This is a genomic window from Wenyingzhuangia gilva (assembly GCF_030519655.1).
Lineage (GTDB): Bacteria > Bacteroidota > Bacteroidia > Flavobacteriales > Flavobacteriaceae > Wenyingzhuangia > Wenyingzhuangia gilva.
In genome coordinates this window covers 883,554-900,269 of sequence record NZ_JAUMIT010000001.1, presented here as the reverse complement: position 1 = coordinate 900,269, position 16,716 = coordinate 883,554, and the positions used below count along the sequence as shown (strand labels likewise).

Annotated in this window: 14 protein-coding genes; 4 read left to right on the top strand and 10 right to left on the bottom strand. The window is 29.1% G+C overall.

Going from position 1 to position 16,716, the window contains the following annotated elements; translation table 11 throughout:
* The 6 genes from QVZ41_RS04125 to QVZ41_RS04100 are packed head-to-tail and all read right to left on the bottom strand — an operon-like array spanning position 1 to position 7,063.
* Entirely contained in the window at positions 1-576 is a 576-nt protein-coding gene (locus QVZ41_RS04125) for a sugar transferase (protein ID WP_302883280.1), read from the bottom strand.
* A gap of 8 nt (positions 577-584) precedes the next feature.
* The gene (locus QVZ41_RS04120; RefSeq protein WP_302883279.1) at positions 585-2,237 is read right to left on the bottom strand and encodes a DUF6909 family protein; all 1,653 of its coding nucleotides are present in this window, start codon (positions 2,235-2,237) and stop codon (positions 585-587) included.
* Between the two features lie 24 nt (positions 2,238-2,261).
* Positions 2,262-2,645, bottom strand: coding sequence for a ribonuclease P protein component (gene rnpA / locus QVZ41_RS04115; protein WP_302883278.1), 384 nt, complete (start codon positions 2,643-2,645; stop codon positions 2,262-2,264).
* A gap of 54 nt (positions 2,646-2,699) precedes the next feature.
* Positions 2,700-3,425: a DNA repair protein RecO gene (gene recO / locus QVZ41_RS04110; RefSeq protein ID WP_302883277.1), complete on the bottom strand. Its 726-nt coding sequence runs from the start codon at positions 3,423-3,425 to the stop codon at positions 2,700-2,702.
* The gene (porZ, locus tag QVZ41_RS04105; RefSeq protein ID WP_302883276.1) at positions 3,425-5,773 is read right to left on the bottom strand and encodes a type IX secretion system anionic LPS delivery protein PorZ; all 2,349 of its coding nucleotides are present in this window, start codon (positions 5,771-5,773) and stop codon (positions 3,425-3,427) included. Before porZ ends, recO begins: the two co-directional genes overlap by 1 nt.
* Positions 5,774-5,812: 39 nt before the next feature.
* Positions 5,813-7,063, bottom strand: a complete 1,251-nt coding sequence (locus QVZ41_RS04100; protein ID WP_302883275.1) for a phosphoethanolamine transferase — start codon at positions 7,061-7,063, stop codon at positions 5,813-5,815.
* A gap of 474 nt (positions 7,064-7,537) precedes the next feature.
* Between QVZ41_RS04100 and QVZ41_RS04095 the strand changes: the two genes are divergently transcribed.
* Positions 7,538-8,011, top strand: a complete 474-nt coding sequence (locus tag QVZ41_RS04095; RefSeq protein WP_302883274.1) for a CYTH domain-containing protein — start codon at positions 7,538-7,540, stop codon at positions 8,009-8,011.
* 65 nt (positions 8,012-8,076) lie between these two features.
* Positions 8,077-9,114 (top strand): acyltransferase family protein, encoded by a 1,038-nt coding sequence (locus QVZ41_RS04090; protein WP_302883273.1) that lies wholly within the window; start codon positions 8,077-8,079, stop codon positions 9,112-9,114.
* A 10-nt stretch (positions 9,115-9,124) separates the two neighbouring features.
* On the opposite strand, the gene trhA is transcribed toward QVZ41_RS04090, so the two are convergent.
* On the bottom strand, positions 9,125-9,769 hold the full coding sequence (gene trhA, locus QVZ41_RS04085; RefSeq protein ID WP_302883272.1) for a PAQR family membrane homeostasis protein TrhA: 645 nt from the start codon (positions 9,767-9,769) through the stop codon (positions 9,125-9,127).
* A gap of 142 nt (positions 9,770-9,911) precedes the next feature.
* On the opposite strand from trhA, the gene trpS reads away from it, so the two are divergent.
* Positions 9,912-10,880: a tryptophan--tRNA ligase gene (trpS, locus tag QVZ41_RS04080; RefSeq protein WP_302883475.1), complete on the top strand. Its 969-nt coding sequence runs from the start codon at positions 9,912-9,914 to the stop codon at positions 10,878-10,880.
* A 53-nt stretch (positions 10,881-10,933) separates the two neighbouring features.
* Here trpS and QVZ41_RS04075 read toward each other — a convergent pair whose 3' ends face one another.
* Together QVZ41_RS04075 and QVZ41_RS04070 are read right to left on the bottom strand one after the other, a co-directional pair.
* Positions 10,934-11,974, bottom strand: coding sequence for an NADP(H)-dependent aldo-keto reductase (locus QVZ41_RS04075; protein ID WP_302883271.1), 1,041 nt, complete (start codon positions 11,972-11,974; stop codon positions 10,934-10,936).
* 90 nt (positions 11,975-12,064) lie between these two features.
* On the bottom strand, positions 12,065-13,252 hold the full coding sequence (locus QVZ41_RS04070; protein ID WP_302883270.1) for a phosphoglycerate kinase: 1,188 nt from the start codon (positions 13,250-13,252) through the stop codon (positions 12,065-12,067).
* A gap of 159 nt (positions 13,253-13,411) precedes the next feature.
* On the opposite strand from QVZ41_RS04070, the gene QVZ41_RS04065 reads away from it, so the two are divergent.
* Positions 13,412-14,554 carry a DNA polymerase III subunit gene (locus tag QVZ41_RS04065; protein ID WP_302883269.1) on the top strand — a complete coding sequence of 381 codons (1,143 nt, stop codon included), beginning with the start codon at positions 13,412-13,414 and terminating at the stop codon, positions 14,552-14,554.
* Here QVZ41_RS04065 and QVZ41_RS04060 read toward each other — a convergent pair.
* Positions 14,551-16,617 (bottom strand): response regulator, encoded by a 2,067-nt coding sequence (locus QVZ41_RS04060; protein ID WP_302883268.1) that lies wholly within the window; start codon positions 16,615-16,617, stop codon positions 14,551-14,553. The two genes, QVZ41_RS04065 and QVZ41_RS04060, sit on opposite strands and share 4 nt — an antisense overlap.
* Positions 16,618-16,716 lie beyond the last annotated feature (99 nt).

Here is a 16,716-nt window from a genome sequence, read left to right as displayed (position 1 = left end):
TTATTTACCTTTTCCTTTAATAACCACTACAATGGTATATAAGATGATTTTAATATCAGTCCACAAAGATAGGTTATCTAAATAAACTAAATCGTACCTAGCTCTAATTTTCATTTGTGCAAATGTATCGGCATAACCAAAACGAATTTGCCCCAAAGATGTAATTCCTGGTTTTAAACACTGTAACTCTGCATAATTAGGGATTTCACGAATAATATTATCTAAAAATTGCTGTCTTTCAGGTCTGGGTCCCACAATACTCATATCCCCTATTAATACATTAATGAACTGTGGAAATTCATCAATTCTATATTTACGAAGTATTTTTCCCATTTTAGTAATTCTAACCGTTTCTTCTTCTGATAACAAAGGATCGTTTACAGGAGGGAATCCTTTCATGGTTCTCAATTTAAAAATATTAAACTCTCTTCCGTGCTGCCCAACCCTTTTTTGAAAAAAGAAAGGTTTTTCACCTGTGGTGATAAAAATTAATATGGCAAATACAGGAATTAACCAAATTAAAACTGTTATTACCACTATAAAAGAAAATAGAATATCGAATATTCGTTTAAACATGAAATGAGTTAGTTATTAAAAATTTGTCCCAAAATAGCTTCGGTAATGGCATATGTTGGTTTAACACCTTTCATTCCTAGTCCTCCTGAAGCTAATGTACTTCCTGAATGTAAAGGATTGTCTGATGCATAGTAAGCATACCTTACTTTTACTTTTTTAGAAATATGATTTCTTACTTGGGAGGCGATTTGAATGGCTTTTTGATAATGAGCCCCTTCCATTTCTAACCCAACTGTATTCCAACTAGTACTTTTAAAATAGTTAAGAATAGACTTGTTTTGTAACGATGTCCCCAACACCGTAACCATGTTCCCCGTAAAAGTGTTCAAATTTAATTTTTTGAATTGATTTTCATCCAATTCATTGATAAAAAAATAGTTATCGGCTGTTCCTTCTAAAATATGGGCTGTTGGAATCATCACATCTCCTTTATCTCCAAATAAAATTCCAGCTTTTCCCATAATGGAAACGGATTCTACATCTAGCTTAATGGCATCTTCTAGTCCATGATTATAGGGTTTTAGCAATTCATCCATGGTTTCATAAGCTTGTTCTCCAAAAGCATAATCCATCACTATAATTACAGGTTCTTTGTCTTTTGGTTCTTGATTAATGAATGAAGTATCTATAATTTGAACATCTATATTGGCTCCAGAAGTGTCATCAACCTCTGTTAATCCATTTTTTAATGCATATTGTAATACTTTTTCTCTCTTTTCTTTGCTTTTTATTTCGCTTAGTTCTTTATATAAAGTAAAAACATCTTCACTTTTAAACTGAAGTGCTTTTTTAGCATACAAAACATTTAAAACAGAATGCATATTAGAACTAATAATATGAATAGGCCTGTTTAACATTCCTTTGTTAAACAAAACTGTTTTTATATTTCTTGCCCAAATATTTCCATAAACATGCTTCCCTACTTGATCGATGAGACTATCACTAAAACGAATCAACCGGAATTGATTGTCTATTTTTTCTTTTGCTGCTAGCGTTCCTAAACCGTAAATGATATGGAAAAATCTATCAGGATTTTTTTTGGTTGATAACTGTTTGTAGACACTTTTAACCTCATCAAAACTTCTTCCTAAAAGATTAGATAAATAAACAAAAAGGACTTCTCTATCTTCTTGAATAATTTCATCATTAGAAAGCACTAATTCTTGTAGTTTTTCCCATTCGTGAGAAATTTCATTTTTATACCCCACAAACATTCTATTCAACAACTTATGTGATTCTAAATACATAAATGTTAAATGAGTTAAAACATCATAAATATCAGATCTCCCACGTGTGATTTCAATATTCATTTGTTCTCCATCAATTCTGTAACAATTTCGTCTTCTTTTTGGAGGGACTATTTTAGCAAAATGACCTTCGTCTAAACCTTCGGTAGCCGTTAAATTAATAAATCTACAGCTTTCAATTCCTTCTGGTAAACGATCTAAAACATATAACAAACCTTGCAATTCAAACTTTTTAGAATCAGATATAGATCCGTAAATTTCTGGTTGCAGTTCTAATAAAGCTTTTCTTAATGATTGTCCAGACACTCCCATAGGTTTGTAATGTCCTCTGTTAAACAAATGCAACATGGTAATGTACATTGTTTCTATTGCTCTTTTAGACTTTTGAGCCAATACTCTTTCTTGATGTTCCATAAGTATGGAAGATAAGAATTCTGATTAAGATTCTGAAGTAGGAAGTGAAGATTTAAACTTTAAGAAGACTTTTTTTAACGTAGATTCAACCTCAACATAATCAGGCATTTTATTACTCATGTAAATAAACATGATATTGTAAGTTTTATGATTCCCTTCAAAAAATTCATATTGATGCAATCTATAAGCTTCTCGTAACAGCCTTTTGATTCTATTTCTATCAACGGCAGGTTTAAAATTTCTTTTAGGAACAGAAAAAGCAACTTTGGTCTCTAGATTTTCTTCTTTATCAACTGGTAAATAAATCATTTTGATAGGAAAACTTTTCGCAGACATCCCCTCTATAAACAATTGAGCAATTGCCTTTCTACTTTTTAATTTTTGATTTTTACCTAAAGTGAATTTCATAGGGTGCAAAAATAAGCAAACAAGTGTTTAAAAACTTACTTTTAAAATGAATATCTATTCTTCTAAAATTTTAGACAGAATATCTAATGATTTTGGTCTTCTGAAAGAAGATAAATGTAGTTGATAATACTTTAGTAAAACATCTAAAATTATCCCTCTCTGATTTTTACTAAACATTTTTGTTTCTAAATCATCAAATTTTAAACTTAATGCATTGTTAAATAGCGTTAGCACTTCTCCTTGTATTACATTAGCTCCATTTCTGGTTACATATTTACCTCCACTTAAATCAAAAAAATATCCTTTTTCTTGATGAGCAGTATCTGGATAAAAACCCAAACATTTTGTTAGTTGAATTAAAAATACTAAATGGAAATTTGCTACATGATCATGATGATCTAACCAAACAATAGTGTTCTCCAAAAAATCGAATAAAACCTCGTTTTCTCCTTCTTCTTCCCCTAAAACAGCACTTAAAAATTCTGATAAAAAAAAGACAATAGATTGTTTAATTAAATCTACATGAAGGGTTAAAAAAGGATGTAATACGCTAGCTTCTGAAATACTATTTAAACTTCCTTTGTTGTTGTGAGAAGCATTGATTTGAAGAACGGATAAAGGGAAAAACAAGGACTTATTTACTTTTCCTTTTTTTCTTTTTAAAATCCCCTGTAACAAATAAGATTTTAGTCCATCCTGTTGGGTATAACATTTTACAATAAGACTGCTGTCGCCATATTTAACAGCGCTAATGACAATTGCTTTGGTATTAACTTGCATTAATTTACAATGGCTATTTTAGCAGTTGTGGTTTCAGATCCATCTGGGCTAGACAATAAAACAATATAGACTCCAGAAACAACAGGATTCCCTCTTAAATTTGTTTTATCCCAAACTACTTTACCTCCAAAAGATTGACTTGATTGATTAACATTCGTCTCGTAAACCAACCTACCTGATACATCCATTATTTTTACATTGGTTCCATCAGGTATTCCACTACCGTCTTTAGCTACAATGGTAATTTTTTCATGCCCTGTCTGATTTCTAATAGCCGGATTAGGATAGGCAACAACAGAAGTAATCTTAGTTCCAAAAGGCTCATTTTTACTATCATAAGCAAGTGTACCTTTTTCAGTTACCATATAAATTTGTCCCGTAGTTTCATCTAACTCCAAATCAATTACTGTATCATCTGGTAAAGGAGAGTTTGAAGAGTTAAAAATATTGTATGTTTTTTGTCCATCAGAAGACGTTTGAATAACTCCAGCTCCTTGAGTTGCAAACCATTTGTTTCCTGATAAATCTATAATAATATCATTTACTTGAGTATTTGCTAAAAATTCTCTAGCGGCACCATCTTCTTCAATAATTAAAGTATAAGCCGGTCTCTTAACATCATTATATAAGTTTTTATAATCATCAAAAACAACTAATCCTAACCCCGTACCAATCCATATTCTTTCATTTTCATCGGCAACAACAGAGAATACATAGTTTGAATTTAATTCACCATTGTTAGGTAAGTCATTTAATACCGTTGTTTTTCTTTTGCTTTCATCTTCGATTGGATTGGCATTAAAAACAAGCAATCCTGTTCTTGCTGAGGCAGCAAACACATTATTATTTTGATCTACATACATTTTATTAAAACCTCTAACATAACCTTCACTACCTGGAATTTCTGCAAAGGTGATTTTTGACTCCCATCTATCTACTCCATTTTTTTCTCCATTATAACTCGAAAAAAACTGATTATCCTTAGCCCTTGAGTTTGCTGTCCATATAAGATTATTTTTATCAACAATCATATTTCCAACTAAAGCTTGTCCAGTAGTTAAATGACCTGGTAATACATCGTTGGTATTTGCTCTTTCCCATCTTTTTACAAAATTAAAATCATTTAATTCTGTAACCCCATCAATAATACTAGCTATTAAAACTTTAGAATCATCAAAAGGATCTACGATTGCTTTGACATAATCTTTTTTGCTACCAATTTGATTATTCCTTAAATAATTCCATTTTCCATCAATAAAATAATCTACACCCCTAAATCTATTCAATCCATTATATGATGGATTATGGCCTCCATAAACTACCCATTTTTGGTTATCGCTTACAGTAATACTAAAAATATCATTTGCCGAAGGTCCATCTGGGTGTAATTCTGCATAGTTTACTTTATCAGATAAAAGTGTTTTTAAAACCCCAAAATTAGTTGTGTTTACATATACTTGATTATTGTTTACAATTGCTCTTGTAGAGGTAAAACTATAATCTGATGCCGAAGAAAAATCAACTTGGTCGGTTTTTGCAAAAGTTAATATTTCATATAAAGTTACCATGTTGGACATGGTAACAACCAACTCGTTTGTAGTTTCATTAACACTTAAATCTAAAATATTCTTAGATTCGGTAATAATAGTAGTTGAGGGATTGGTTATTTCAAAAATACTATTACCTTTTGTAAAAAACACCTTACTGTTTAAATTTAATAAATTAGTAATGTTCCCTGAGGTAATTAAAGTCCAATTGTTAAAATCTACTGGATTTAAAGATAAATCAATTTTATATAATCCATTATTTGTTGCCGCATAAAGCTCATTATTCTCAATTACAATTTGGTTAACAATATTAGAACTACTGGAATTACTAAGTTTATACGTATCTCCAAATTCAAAAGCATCAACATTTAACTCAACAATTCCAAAATCACCATAAACATAAGATTGATTTTGATTGCTGTACACTCCATGAACTATTTTATCAACCAAAATAAGATTATCTCTTATTCCTGTTACTGGGGTTACCCTACTATCTTGAGAAACTATTTCAATTAACCCATTTTCATAACCTATAATGATGCTTTCAGAAAGTTCATCAAATGAAACACTTGAAGTAGTGGTTCCTGACAAACCATTTACTGATGAAAATTTTTGAGTTTCATTCGTTTCAATATCATAGATAAACATCGCATTATTTGATATTGCATACAATTTATTTCCTACTATTGTAAAATCTTTTACATTGTTATATGAATATAAATCTTGCCATTGATTAGAATAATCTTTTTGACTCATGACTAATTGAAAAGACAAGAATAAGAATAGATAAATATATTTCATGATTTCTTTATATGGTAGTATATAGCAGTAATTAAAAAACTACGGATTTACACCAAATATACTTTTATTTGTGTTGTATTTAAAAGATTGAACATCTATAATATCCAAAACACTATGGTATAAAAAGTCTGTAGTTACTTCACCCTTTATATTCATTTTTAAATTATTGATTTTATCTTTATATTTTTCTTTAAAAGTTTTTGAATACCATATTAAACAAGCTGGGTTTTTACTAGCCTCATGATCTTGTGCATGTAACCATTTGCCATCCTCTCCTAAAATTTCTCCATGATCTGATAAATAAATTAAAATGGTATTGTCATCTTTTTTTTCTAGAAAAGAAATTATATTATTTAAAAAATAATCTAAATACACAATTGTATTATCATAAGAGTTGATCATTTCTACTTTGGTATTTGATGGCAAATACTTTGTTTTTATAATAGGTTTAAATTTTTGAAACTCTTTTGGATATCTACTTTCATACCACCAATGACTACCAATCATATGAATGGTATAAAAATTTGTTTGATCTTTTTTGTATCTATTTTTAAATATATTTAACAACTCTCCATCAAGTTTTTTATTATAACTAAGTACAGAATGTTCAACATCAATAAGTTTAATTTCCTTATTCTGTTGGATTAAATCTCTATAACTTATTTCTGGTGTTTGATTACCCATCCAAATGGTATTATAATTGGCTTTATTTAAAACAGCGTATATTGAATATATATCCTTATTAAAGGAATCATTTATGCTTTGACTTGTTAAAATTTGCGGAACACTTTTGGCAGTATATGTATTTGGAGTGTATAAGTTTTTTATGGAAGAGACGTCTGTTCTTTTAGAAAGTAAAGGATTTGTTTCTCTTTGATAACCATTTAACTGCATGTTTTTTGCTCTTACAGATTCTCCCAAAACAAAAACAATATTTACCTTATTATTTGTCTTTAAATTTTGTTGAATGCTAGCATACTGTAGCGGTTCTTTATTAAAATACTTGGTTCCTTCACATATAGCTATATAAGGCATTCTCCTTTTAAAGACCCCATGTTTTTTTTGTTCCATAATAAAAAATAAAAGAATTGATAATCCTGCTAATGCCAAACCTTTATATCTTTTCTTAAAAGTCAAATTTAGTTTCGAATAAAAAATATTTATGCTAAACGTCACCAATAAAAGAAATATCAGAAATATAATAAATGGAACAGATATTAAATCTAAAAAAATGTCTGGTTTAGATTCAAAAGACAATTGAATTAAATCAACAGATATGGTTATATCCATAGTATAAACCCAAAAAGACATCAAAGAAAAAATGATAAACAGAAGATTAAAACCTATTTTGAACAACCATTTATTTAGGGTTAGAAAATATGTAAACCCATAAAGTGTTATTTGTAACAAAATAAAATGTACAGCATAAATAAAATATTCTTTAATAGATGGTAATGGCACATGTACATATGATGATAAGCTTATAAAAACACCTATACATATATTAACACATAACTGAAACCATATTTTATTGTTTATTTTTTTGAGAACCATTTAAAAGAGGAAAGTATTTATTAACTATATATTATTGGAATGATAAGTATAATTTAAAAAAAAGTTAAGATCACCTTTTCGGTCTCAGAAAAATTAAAAATAGAGACTCATAAAAAAGTTTTATAAAAGTCATTGCTCTTATTTGTGTGGCTAAAATAGTAATTGTTTTTTTCGCTAATTTTGTTCATAACATAAACCTAAATATTTTTTATGAATTCTATTGAAATCGAACGCAAATTTTTAGTCAAAAACTTAGACTTTATAAAATCTAGTTTTGATAACAATAGAATTGAGCAAGGTTACTTAAATTCTAACAAAGACAGAGCGGTAAGAGTTAGAGTTAAAAATAATCAAGGATTTTTAACCATTAAAGGAGCTTCTAACCAAAGCGGAACGACACGTTTTGAGTGGGAAAAAGAAATTTCAATAGACGAAGCCAATCAATTATTAACCATTTGTGAACCTGGAGCGATTCGTAAAACGAGATATTTAGTCAAAGCAAATCAACATACTTTTGAGGTAGATGTTTTTGATGGTGACAACCAAGGATTGATTATAGCCGAAGTTGAATTATCATCAGAAAACGAATCTTTTGAAAAACCTGATTGGTTGGGACAAGAAGTTACGGGAGAAGTAAAGTATTATAATTCTCAACTAAGTAAAAATCCTTATAAAAATTGGTAGTTTAGTTATTTATAAAAAAACATGTAAAATCATGTTTGAAAAACTAAATTAATAATCATTATTTTATGAATAAAATTAACATCAATAACTTTGATTTTTTAAGATTTATATTTGCGTTTACAGTTGCATTTTCTCACCTAATAACACTAAGCGAATTAAAAGAATTAAAAAAGTTTGATGTGTTTTTTGATACTCACTTAGCAATTAATGGTTTTTTTATTATTAGTGGTTTTCTTATTTCTAAAAGCTTTACAACCAGTAGTGGGTTTTATAACTATACAAAAAAACGTTTAAAACGTATTTTACCTGCCTATATTTTTATAATCTTTACATGCGCTATTTTATTCAGTTTCATTTCTAGTATTTCTATTTTTGAATATTTTACAACTCTCCAGTTTTGGAAATACTTAGGTGCTAATTTAATTTTTCAAAATTATTTAGAGCCTTGTTTACCAGGAGTTTTTACTAACCATTTACATTGTGCTATAAATGGTTCTTTATGGACAATTAAAATAGAGGAAATGTTTTATTTTACATTGCCTATTTTCTTTTGGCTTATACGTAACGTTAAAATTAATTTTTATTTACTATCTGCTGCTTGCTATATTGTTTCTATTTCTTATTATAATTATTTCTGTTACATCGATATGTATAATATAGCTAAACAATTTCCTGGAGCTTTAGCATTTTTTTTAACCGGAATTATTTTACATCATAATTACAATTTTTTCTATCGAGAAAAAAACCTCTTTATATTGCCTTGTTTGATTCTATTTTTTTTAGAAAAATATATGTTTAATACCCAAATATTAAAACCTATTACTTTGGGTATAATCATTTTTTATTTAGCATATGATTTTAAGTTTTTTAATAACTTTGGGAAATACGGAGATTTTACTTATGGAATATATATATATCACTTTCCTATAATTCAGTTATTTATTCATTATGATCTCTATAACAAATACAATTCTTACCTAATCAGCTTAGCTACACTAATATTGATAATAATACTTTCCGTTTTTTCTTGGTATTTTATAGAGCTTCCGTTTTTATCTAAAAATCGGAAATTAAGGCAAAAAAAGTTAATGAGTACTCAATAAAAACTGGTAATTATTTTATGGTGTGATAATAAATTACAATAAAGTGACACAAACTACCTAACAATACTAGGATGTGAAAAATAGCATGGTTGTATTTTATTTTGTTGGCTGCATAAAAATAAGCTCCAATAGAATAAAAAATTCCACCCCACAACAACCATCGTTGACCCCAAATAGGTAAATTTTGGATCAATGATTTTAAAAAGAATAAAATAATCCATCCCATAAAAACATACGATAAGACAGAAATCACTTTGTATCTACCTATAAAATATATCTTATATACAATTCCTAAAATAGCCACTAGCCAAGAAATAATAAATACCAACCAGCCTACTTTTCCTTCTAAAACTACCAAACAAATAGGAGCATAAGATCCTGCAATTAGCACATATACCGCAGAATGATCTAAAATATTAAGGTAATATCTTACCTTTTGATTGATAGCACTATGGTATAAAGTTGATGAAGCATACAAAACCATCATACTAATTCCGTAAATAGCATAACTTAAAATAGCAGCTACACTACCTGAAACAATAGCTTTGTACATTAAAAAAGGAAACACCAAAACACTTAAAAAAAATCCAAGTGCATGAGACCATACATTCCATTTTTCTTCAAGTGCATCATAATATGTTACCTTAAAATCCATGATTCCTATTTCTTTATAATTTACAAAAAACAGTTCTTATTAACAATTGTTAAATCACATCATTTATAAATAAATTACGTGCTTTCCTGTAAATGTTTTTATGAAAGTGTACTTTTGTGCAAAACATTATTTTTTAGAGGAAATGGCAAGAATTTTAACAGGTGTACAGAGTACAGGGACTCCTCATTTAGGGAACTTATTAGGAGCAATTATCCCTGCTATTGAAATGGCAAATAATCCTGAAAATGAATCTTTTTTGTTTATCGCAAATTTGCATTCTTTAACACAAATTAAAAATAGCGAAACGCTTAAACAAAATACCTACAGCACTGCTGCTGCTTGGCTAGCTTTTGGTGTAGATATTAATAAAACAGTGTTTTACAGACAGAGTGATGTACCACAAACCACAGAATTAACTTGGTATTTAAATTGTTATTTTCCATACCAGAGATTAACTTTGGCACATTCTTTTAAAGACAAAGCAGATAGATTAGAAGACGTAAATGCTGGTTTGTTTGATTACCCAATGTTAATGGCTGCTGATATTTTGTTATATGATGCAGAAATTGTTCCAGTAGGAAAAGATCAATTACAACATTTAGAAATTACCAGAGATGTTGCCAGTAGATTCAACCACCAAATGGGAGAAACTTTTGTGTTGCCTGATGCTAAAATTCAAGAAAGCAGCATGTATGTTCCTGGAACCAATGGAGGTAAAATGAGTAAATCTCAAGGAAATTATATTGATATTTTTTTAAATGATAAACAATTGCGAAAGCAAGTCATGAAAATAGAAACCGATAGCACGCCTTTAGAAGAGCCTAAAAACCCTGATACGTGTAATTTATTTGCCTTGTACAAAATATTAGCTTCAGACGAGCAAATTGCAGAAATGAGAGCAAATTACGAAGGGGGTAATTACGGATACGGACATGCTAAGCAAGCTTTTTACGAATTACTAGTTGATAAATTTGCTGAACAACGTGCTAAGTACAATTATTACATGGAAAATTTAGAAGAAATTGACAAAGCATTAGCTATTGGGGCTCAAAAAGCTGGAGCTATTGCCGATGAAGTTTTAAAAAGAGTTAGAACCAAAATTGGTTACTAAATAAAAAAAGCACTTCAAATGAAGTGCTTTTTTTATGTTTCATATTCTCCTAACTATGGAGCTGGATTTGGTTGTAGTTTCTGAATTTCATCAATTTTAGTCAATACCTCTTCTGATAATTCAACATTAATAGAACTGATGTTTTCTTTTAACTGCTCCATGTTAGTCGCCCCAATAATATTGGCCGTTACCCAAGGTTGATGATTTACAAATGCCAAAGCCAAATGCGTTAAACTCAATCCTAATTCTTTTGCTAAGTCCGCATATTTTTGAGTTAAAAAAGCTGACTGCTCACTATTGTATCTAGAAAACTGAGGGAATTTATTTACTCGATCATTTTCTGTTGCGTTTCCTCCTTCTAAATATTTTCCTGATAAAACTCCAAATGCTAAAGGAGAATAGGCTAATAAACCTACTTCTTCTCTCATTCCAACCTCAGCCAAACCAATTTCATAAGTTCTATTTAACAAAGAATATGGATTCTGAATGGTTTTACATCTGGTTAAATTATGTTGATCTGATTCTTGCAAATGTCTCATCACTCCCCAAGGCGTTTCATTTGACAATCCGTAATGACGAATTTTTCCTTGTTTTACCAAATCATCTAAAGCAGAAATAGCAATATTGATATTATCAACCCATTGATTTTCAGCATCATGTTTATAATTTAGTTTTCCGAAAAAATTGGTATTTCTATCAGGCCAATGCAATTGATAAATATCTACATAATCCGTTTGTAAACGCTTAAGGTTTTGTTCAATAGCACCGTGAATCATTTCTTTAGAAAAGGGTTGAGGTTCTCTTATATATGACAATCCAGGATTTGGACCTGTTACTTTAGTGGCTACTACCAAATCTTCTCTTTTTTGATCTTTTAACCAAGAACCAATAAATCTTTCGGTACTTCCTTGGGTTTCTTTTCTTCCCGGAACAGCATACATCTCTGCCGTATCAATAAAATTAATTCCTTTGGAAACCGCATAATTTAATTGTTCGTGCGCTTCTGCCTCGGTGTTTTGTTCTCCAAAAGTCATGGTTCCTAAGCATATTTTAGAAACTTTGATATCTGTTTTGGGGATGTTAGTATACTTCATATTGATTTTTTATTTAGGTTACTAAAATTACATAAAAAAAAGCGTCTCAAAAATTTGAGACGCTTTGGTTTTATAAACAAGTGTTTACTTTTAAGCTTCTTGTAAAGCAGCAATACCTGGTAATACTTTTCCTTCCATGTATTCTAATAATGCTCCACCACCTGTAGACACATAAGATACATCATCACCAAATCCTAAATTGTTAATGGCTGCGGCAGAATCTCCACCTCCAATTAAAGAGAATGCTCCACCTTCTGTAGCTTCTTTTACTGCTTTAGCTACTTCAATAGTACCTGTTGCATATAAAGGAATTTCAGAAACACCCATTGGTCCATTCCAAATAACAGTTTTAGACCCTTTTATAATGTTAGAGAATAATTCAATTGTTTGTGGTCCAATATCAAAACCTTCCCATCCATCAGGAATTTGTCCTCTTAATACCACTTGTGTATTTGCATCATTAGAAAAAGCATCTCCTAATAAGTTATCAATAGGGAAAATTAACTTTACCCCTTTTGCTTTTGCTTTTTCTTCTAATTCTAAAACGTAGTCTAATAAATCATTTTGACATAAAGAATTACCAATGCTTCCTCCTTCTGCTTTTGCAAAAGTATAAGACATTCCTCCACCAATAATAATATTATCAGCAACATCTAATAATTTTTCAATAATTAAAATCTTATCAGAAACTTTAGCTCCACCCATAATAGCAGTAACAGGTTTTACTCCACCTTTTAATACTTTATCAGCATTTACCAATTCAGCTTCAATAACCAAACCAGCTAATTTATCTTTAAAAAATTGAGCAACAATTGTAGTAGAAGCGTGAGCACGGTGAGCTGTACCAAATGCATCGTTTACATATACATCTCCTAATTTAGATAATTGCTCAGAGAAAGCTAAATCTCCTTTAGTTTCTTCAGCAAAGAAACGTAAGTTTTCTAATAATAAAACTTCTCCTGGTTGTAAGGCAGCCACGGCAGCTTCAGCTTCTGCTCCTACAGTAGCAGCAATAAATTTAACTTCAACTCCAATAATTTCTGAAGCAGTTTTTACTATATGTCTTAAAGAAAATTGGTCTTCTACCCCTTTTGGACGACCTAAGTGAGACATTAATACAGCAGAACCACCATCTTCTAAAATTTTGATGATTGTTGGCTTAGCCGCTTTTAATCTTGTTGTATCTGTTACATTAAACTCAGCGTCTAAAGGAACATTAAAATCTACTCTTATTAAGGCTTTTTTATCCTTAAAATTAAAATCATTGATTGTTTTCATATGTCAAATCTAAGTTGATGTGCTACAAATATAGTAGTTGATACTTATTTAATATTTAGTTAAGCATGAAATTAACTAAAACGTTTTAATTATTATAAATTTATAAGCACTGATTATTAAAATTGTAAATTTGAAATTCTTTTAATTCATCTAAATTCTATGTTATTTAACCATCTTATTGGGCAACAACACATTATTAATCATTTAAAAAGAACTGCCGATACTGGTAGAATTGCACATGCACAGTTATTTGTTGGAGTTAATGGTGTAGGAACTTTAGCTGCTGCCATAGCCTATGCACAATACATACTTTGTAAGAATGATGAAGCTTGTGATATTAGGGTTTCTAAACTACAACATCCTGATTTACATTTTGCTTTTCCTACGGCAGTAAACGAAAATGTTAAAAAACACCCCGTAAGTAAATTGTTTTTAAATGAATGGAGGACTTTTGTTAAAGAACATCCTTATGGAAGTTTGTATCAATGGTATCAACAACTAGGAATTGAAAACAAACAAGGACAAATTGGAGTTGATGAAGCAGAAGAAATTGTAAGTGCCTTGAAGCTAAAATCTTATGAAGGAGGTTATAAGATTATGATTATTTGGATGGCAGAAAAAATGAACAATGCCGCTGCCAATAAATTATTGAAGTTGATTGAAGAACCACCTGCAAAAACCATTTTTTTATTGGTGGTTGAACATCCAGAACAATTAATTAACACAATTTTATCTCGTTGCCAAATTTTAGATTTTCCTTTATTAAGTGAAGAGAATATTGCTGAAGCTTTAATTGAACGTGAAAATTCTTTTCCTGCCGAAGCACAAAAAATAGCTCATAGAGCAGAAGGAAATTATCAAAAAGCATTAGAACTTTTAAAAAGTGAAGGAAATGATTTAGAGTTTGAACAACTTTTTATTACTTGGGTTCGTGCCGCTTTTAAAGCCAAAGGAAACGCTAGTGTTATTCAAGATTTAATCGCTTGGTCTGATACCATTGGAGCTATGGGTCGTGAAAAACAAAAGCAGTTTTTAAATTTTTGTTTACAATTTTTTAGACAAGCTCTTTTATGGAATTATGGTGCCAAAGATTTGGTGTTTTACGAACCACAAACCAAAGGATTTAATATTGAAAAATTTGCTCCTTTTATTCACAGTGCAAATATAGAGGCAATTAACAAAGAATTAAATGATGCTATTTACCACATTGAAAGAAATGGAAACGCCAAACTAATTTTATTAGATACTTCTATTAAATTAACCCGATTGTTACACGCCAAAGAACAAGAAATTAATTCTTAAACTTGTTCTTGTTTAATAGGGTGCACTCCAAATCTTTTTTTATACTGATTGGCAAAATATGTTGTGTGTAAAAAGCCTACTTTTAAGGACAGCTCTTTTAAAGATAGATCATCATTATTTTCAACTATTTTTCTAGCTTCTAATAACTTTACTTCATTAATAAATTCATTAGGAGTTAAACCTGTTTCCATTTTTACTTTTCTATAAAAAGTGCTTTTAGAAATATTAAAATGTTCCGCAATATCAACTTGATTTAATTTAGGATTTTCACAATTTTTAAGGATGTAATTTTTTAGCTCTACAACCCATTCTGTGTTTTCTTTAATTTCTTCGTTTGGAATATTTTCATCTTTAAGAAAGTTTTTTCTACTAACGTGATTTTTTAAAATGTTTTGGATTCTGATTAATAACTCATTCTTATCAAAAGGTTTGTTTAAATAATCATCTATTCCTAATCTTAAAACCTCAATTTTACTATGGTAATCACTTCTAGCAGTAAGCATTAAAACAGGCACTAAAATTTGATTCTCTTTTATATAAGTAACAAACTCAAAACCATTCATTTTAGGCATCATGTAATCTGTAATCACAAAATCTATTTTTTGAGTTTTTAAGAGTTCTATTGCCTCTAAACCATTTTCGGCTTCAAAACAATGATAGTGCTGAAGTAATTCTTTTAAATATGCTCTCATTTCAAAAGAATCATCTACAATTAAAACTGAAATATTTTTATTAGATAATAAACTGCTAACATCAATATTTTCATTTTTATTCTGATCGAAAATTTCTGTTTTTTCTTGAGGAATATAATCGTTGACAAACGGAAAAATTATATAAAAAATAGATCCAATATTTGGTTTGCTTTTAACCATTATTTTACCTTCTAATTTTTCTACAATTTCCTTAGCAAAAGCTAGTCCTACTCCACTACCTCCTGTTTTATTAAAATCGTTATTTACCTGGTAAAATCTATTAAATATTTTTTTTATGTTTTGCGGTTCAATTCCTATTCCTGTATCTGATACAAGAATAGAAACATTATCATTTTGTTTGACTAATTTTAAAACGACACTTCCTTTTTTTTCAGTGTATTTATAAGCATTTAAAATTAAATTATTAATAGCTCTTTCTAAATACAAAGCATCTACTAAGACATAAAAATCTTCATCAGAATATTCAAAAGTAAATGTGATATTTTTTTGAATAAATAAAGAATCAAAAGAAGTATAAATTTTCCATCCTAATTTTTTAAGATCTACCACTCTTTTGTTAAAATTAAAAGTCTCATCATTCATTTTAGAAAAGTCAATTACATCATCTACAATTTTTTTAATGTTGCTAATTTGCTTATTTATTTTGTGTTTGGTTTTGCTATCATTTTTTAAAACATCCAACTTATCTATTTGGCCTTTAATAAGTGTTAAAGGTGTTTTTATTTCGTGAGAAATATTGATAAAAAATTGCGATTGAAATTGATTTAATTCTTGTAATTCATTGGTTTTAATTTCTAATAATTTTTCATTTCTAACATTGATAGATTTAAAATAATATATCATGATAAAATTGACAGAAAACAGAATGAAAGCATAATAACTTTCTTGATATTGATAGTCTGGATAAATATGTAAAAAGTAATTTGGTAATATAAATGCAAGATATGAAGAGATGAAACTTGAATAAATAATGACTTTGTTATCGGACAACACCAATACTAAAGGAGCCATAAATAAATAGAAATATTCGGCATAAGATCCTGGCGAAATAAAGTTTGTAAACAGAATAATGGTTACTAAAATTAACCCAATAAACAGAACCAAAGCACTGTTTGTTTTTTTAGTATAGAGCAGAAAAAAAACAATAGAAATAACTATTATATTAAATAAGTGACCTGCAAGTTTTAAAAAATAATCCTCTTCAAAAAAAACTACAAAAACAGAAATTAAAGATTGAACAATCCAAACAAAACTAAAAGTTAGCATCAAGGTAGTTCTTTTTTTTTCTGTTCTAGACAAACCACTGTAATTGGGCAAAGGAATGTTAAATGGGAGCTTATTAAAATTCATCTTATAAGGTATGTAATAATCAAAAATAAGAATAATTAAAACCAATGATTTATAAAAACAACATTTATAGATCATATTTGAACCTTTTGTGAGTACTAT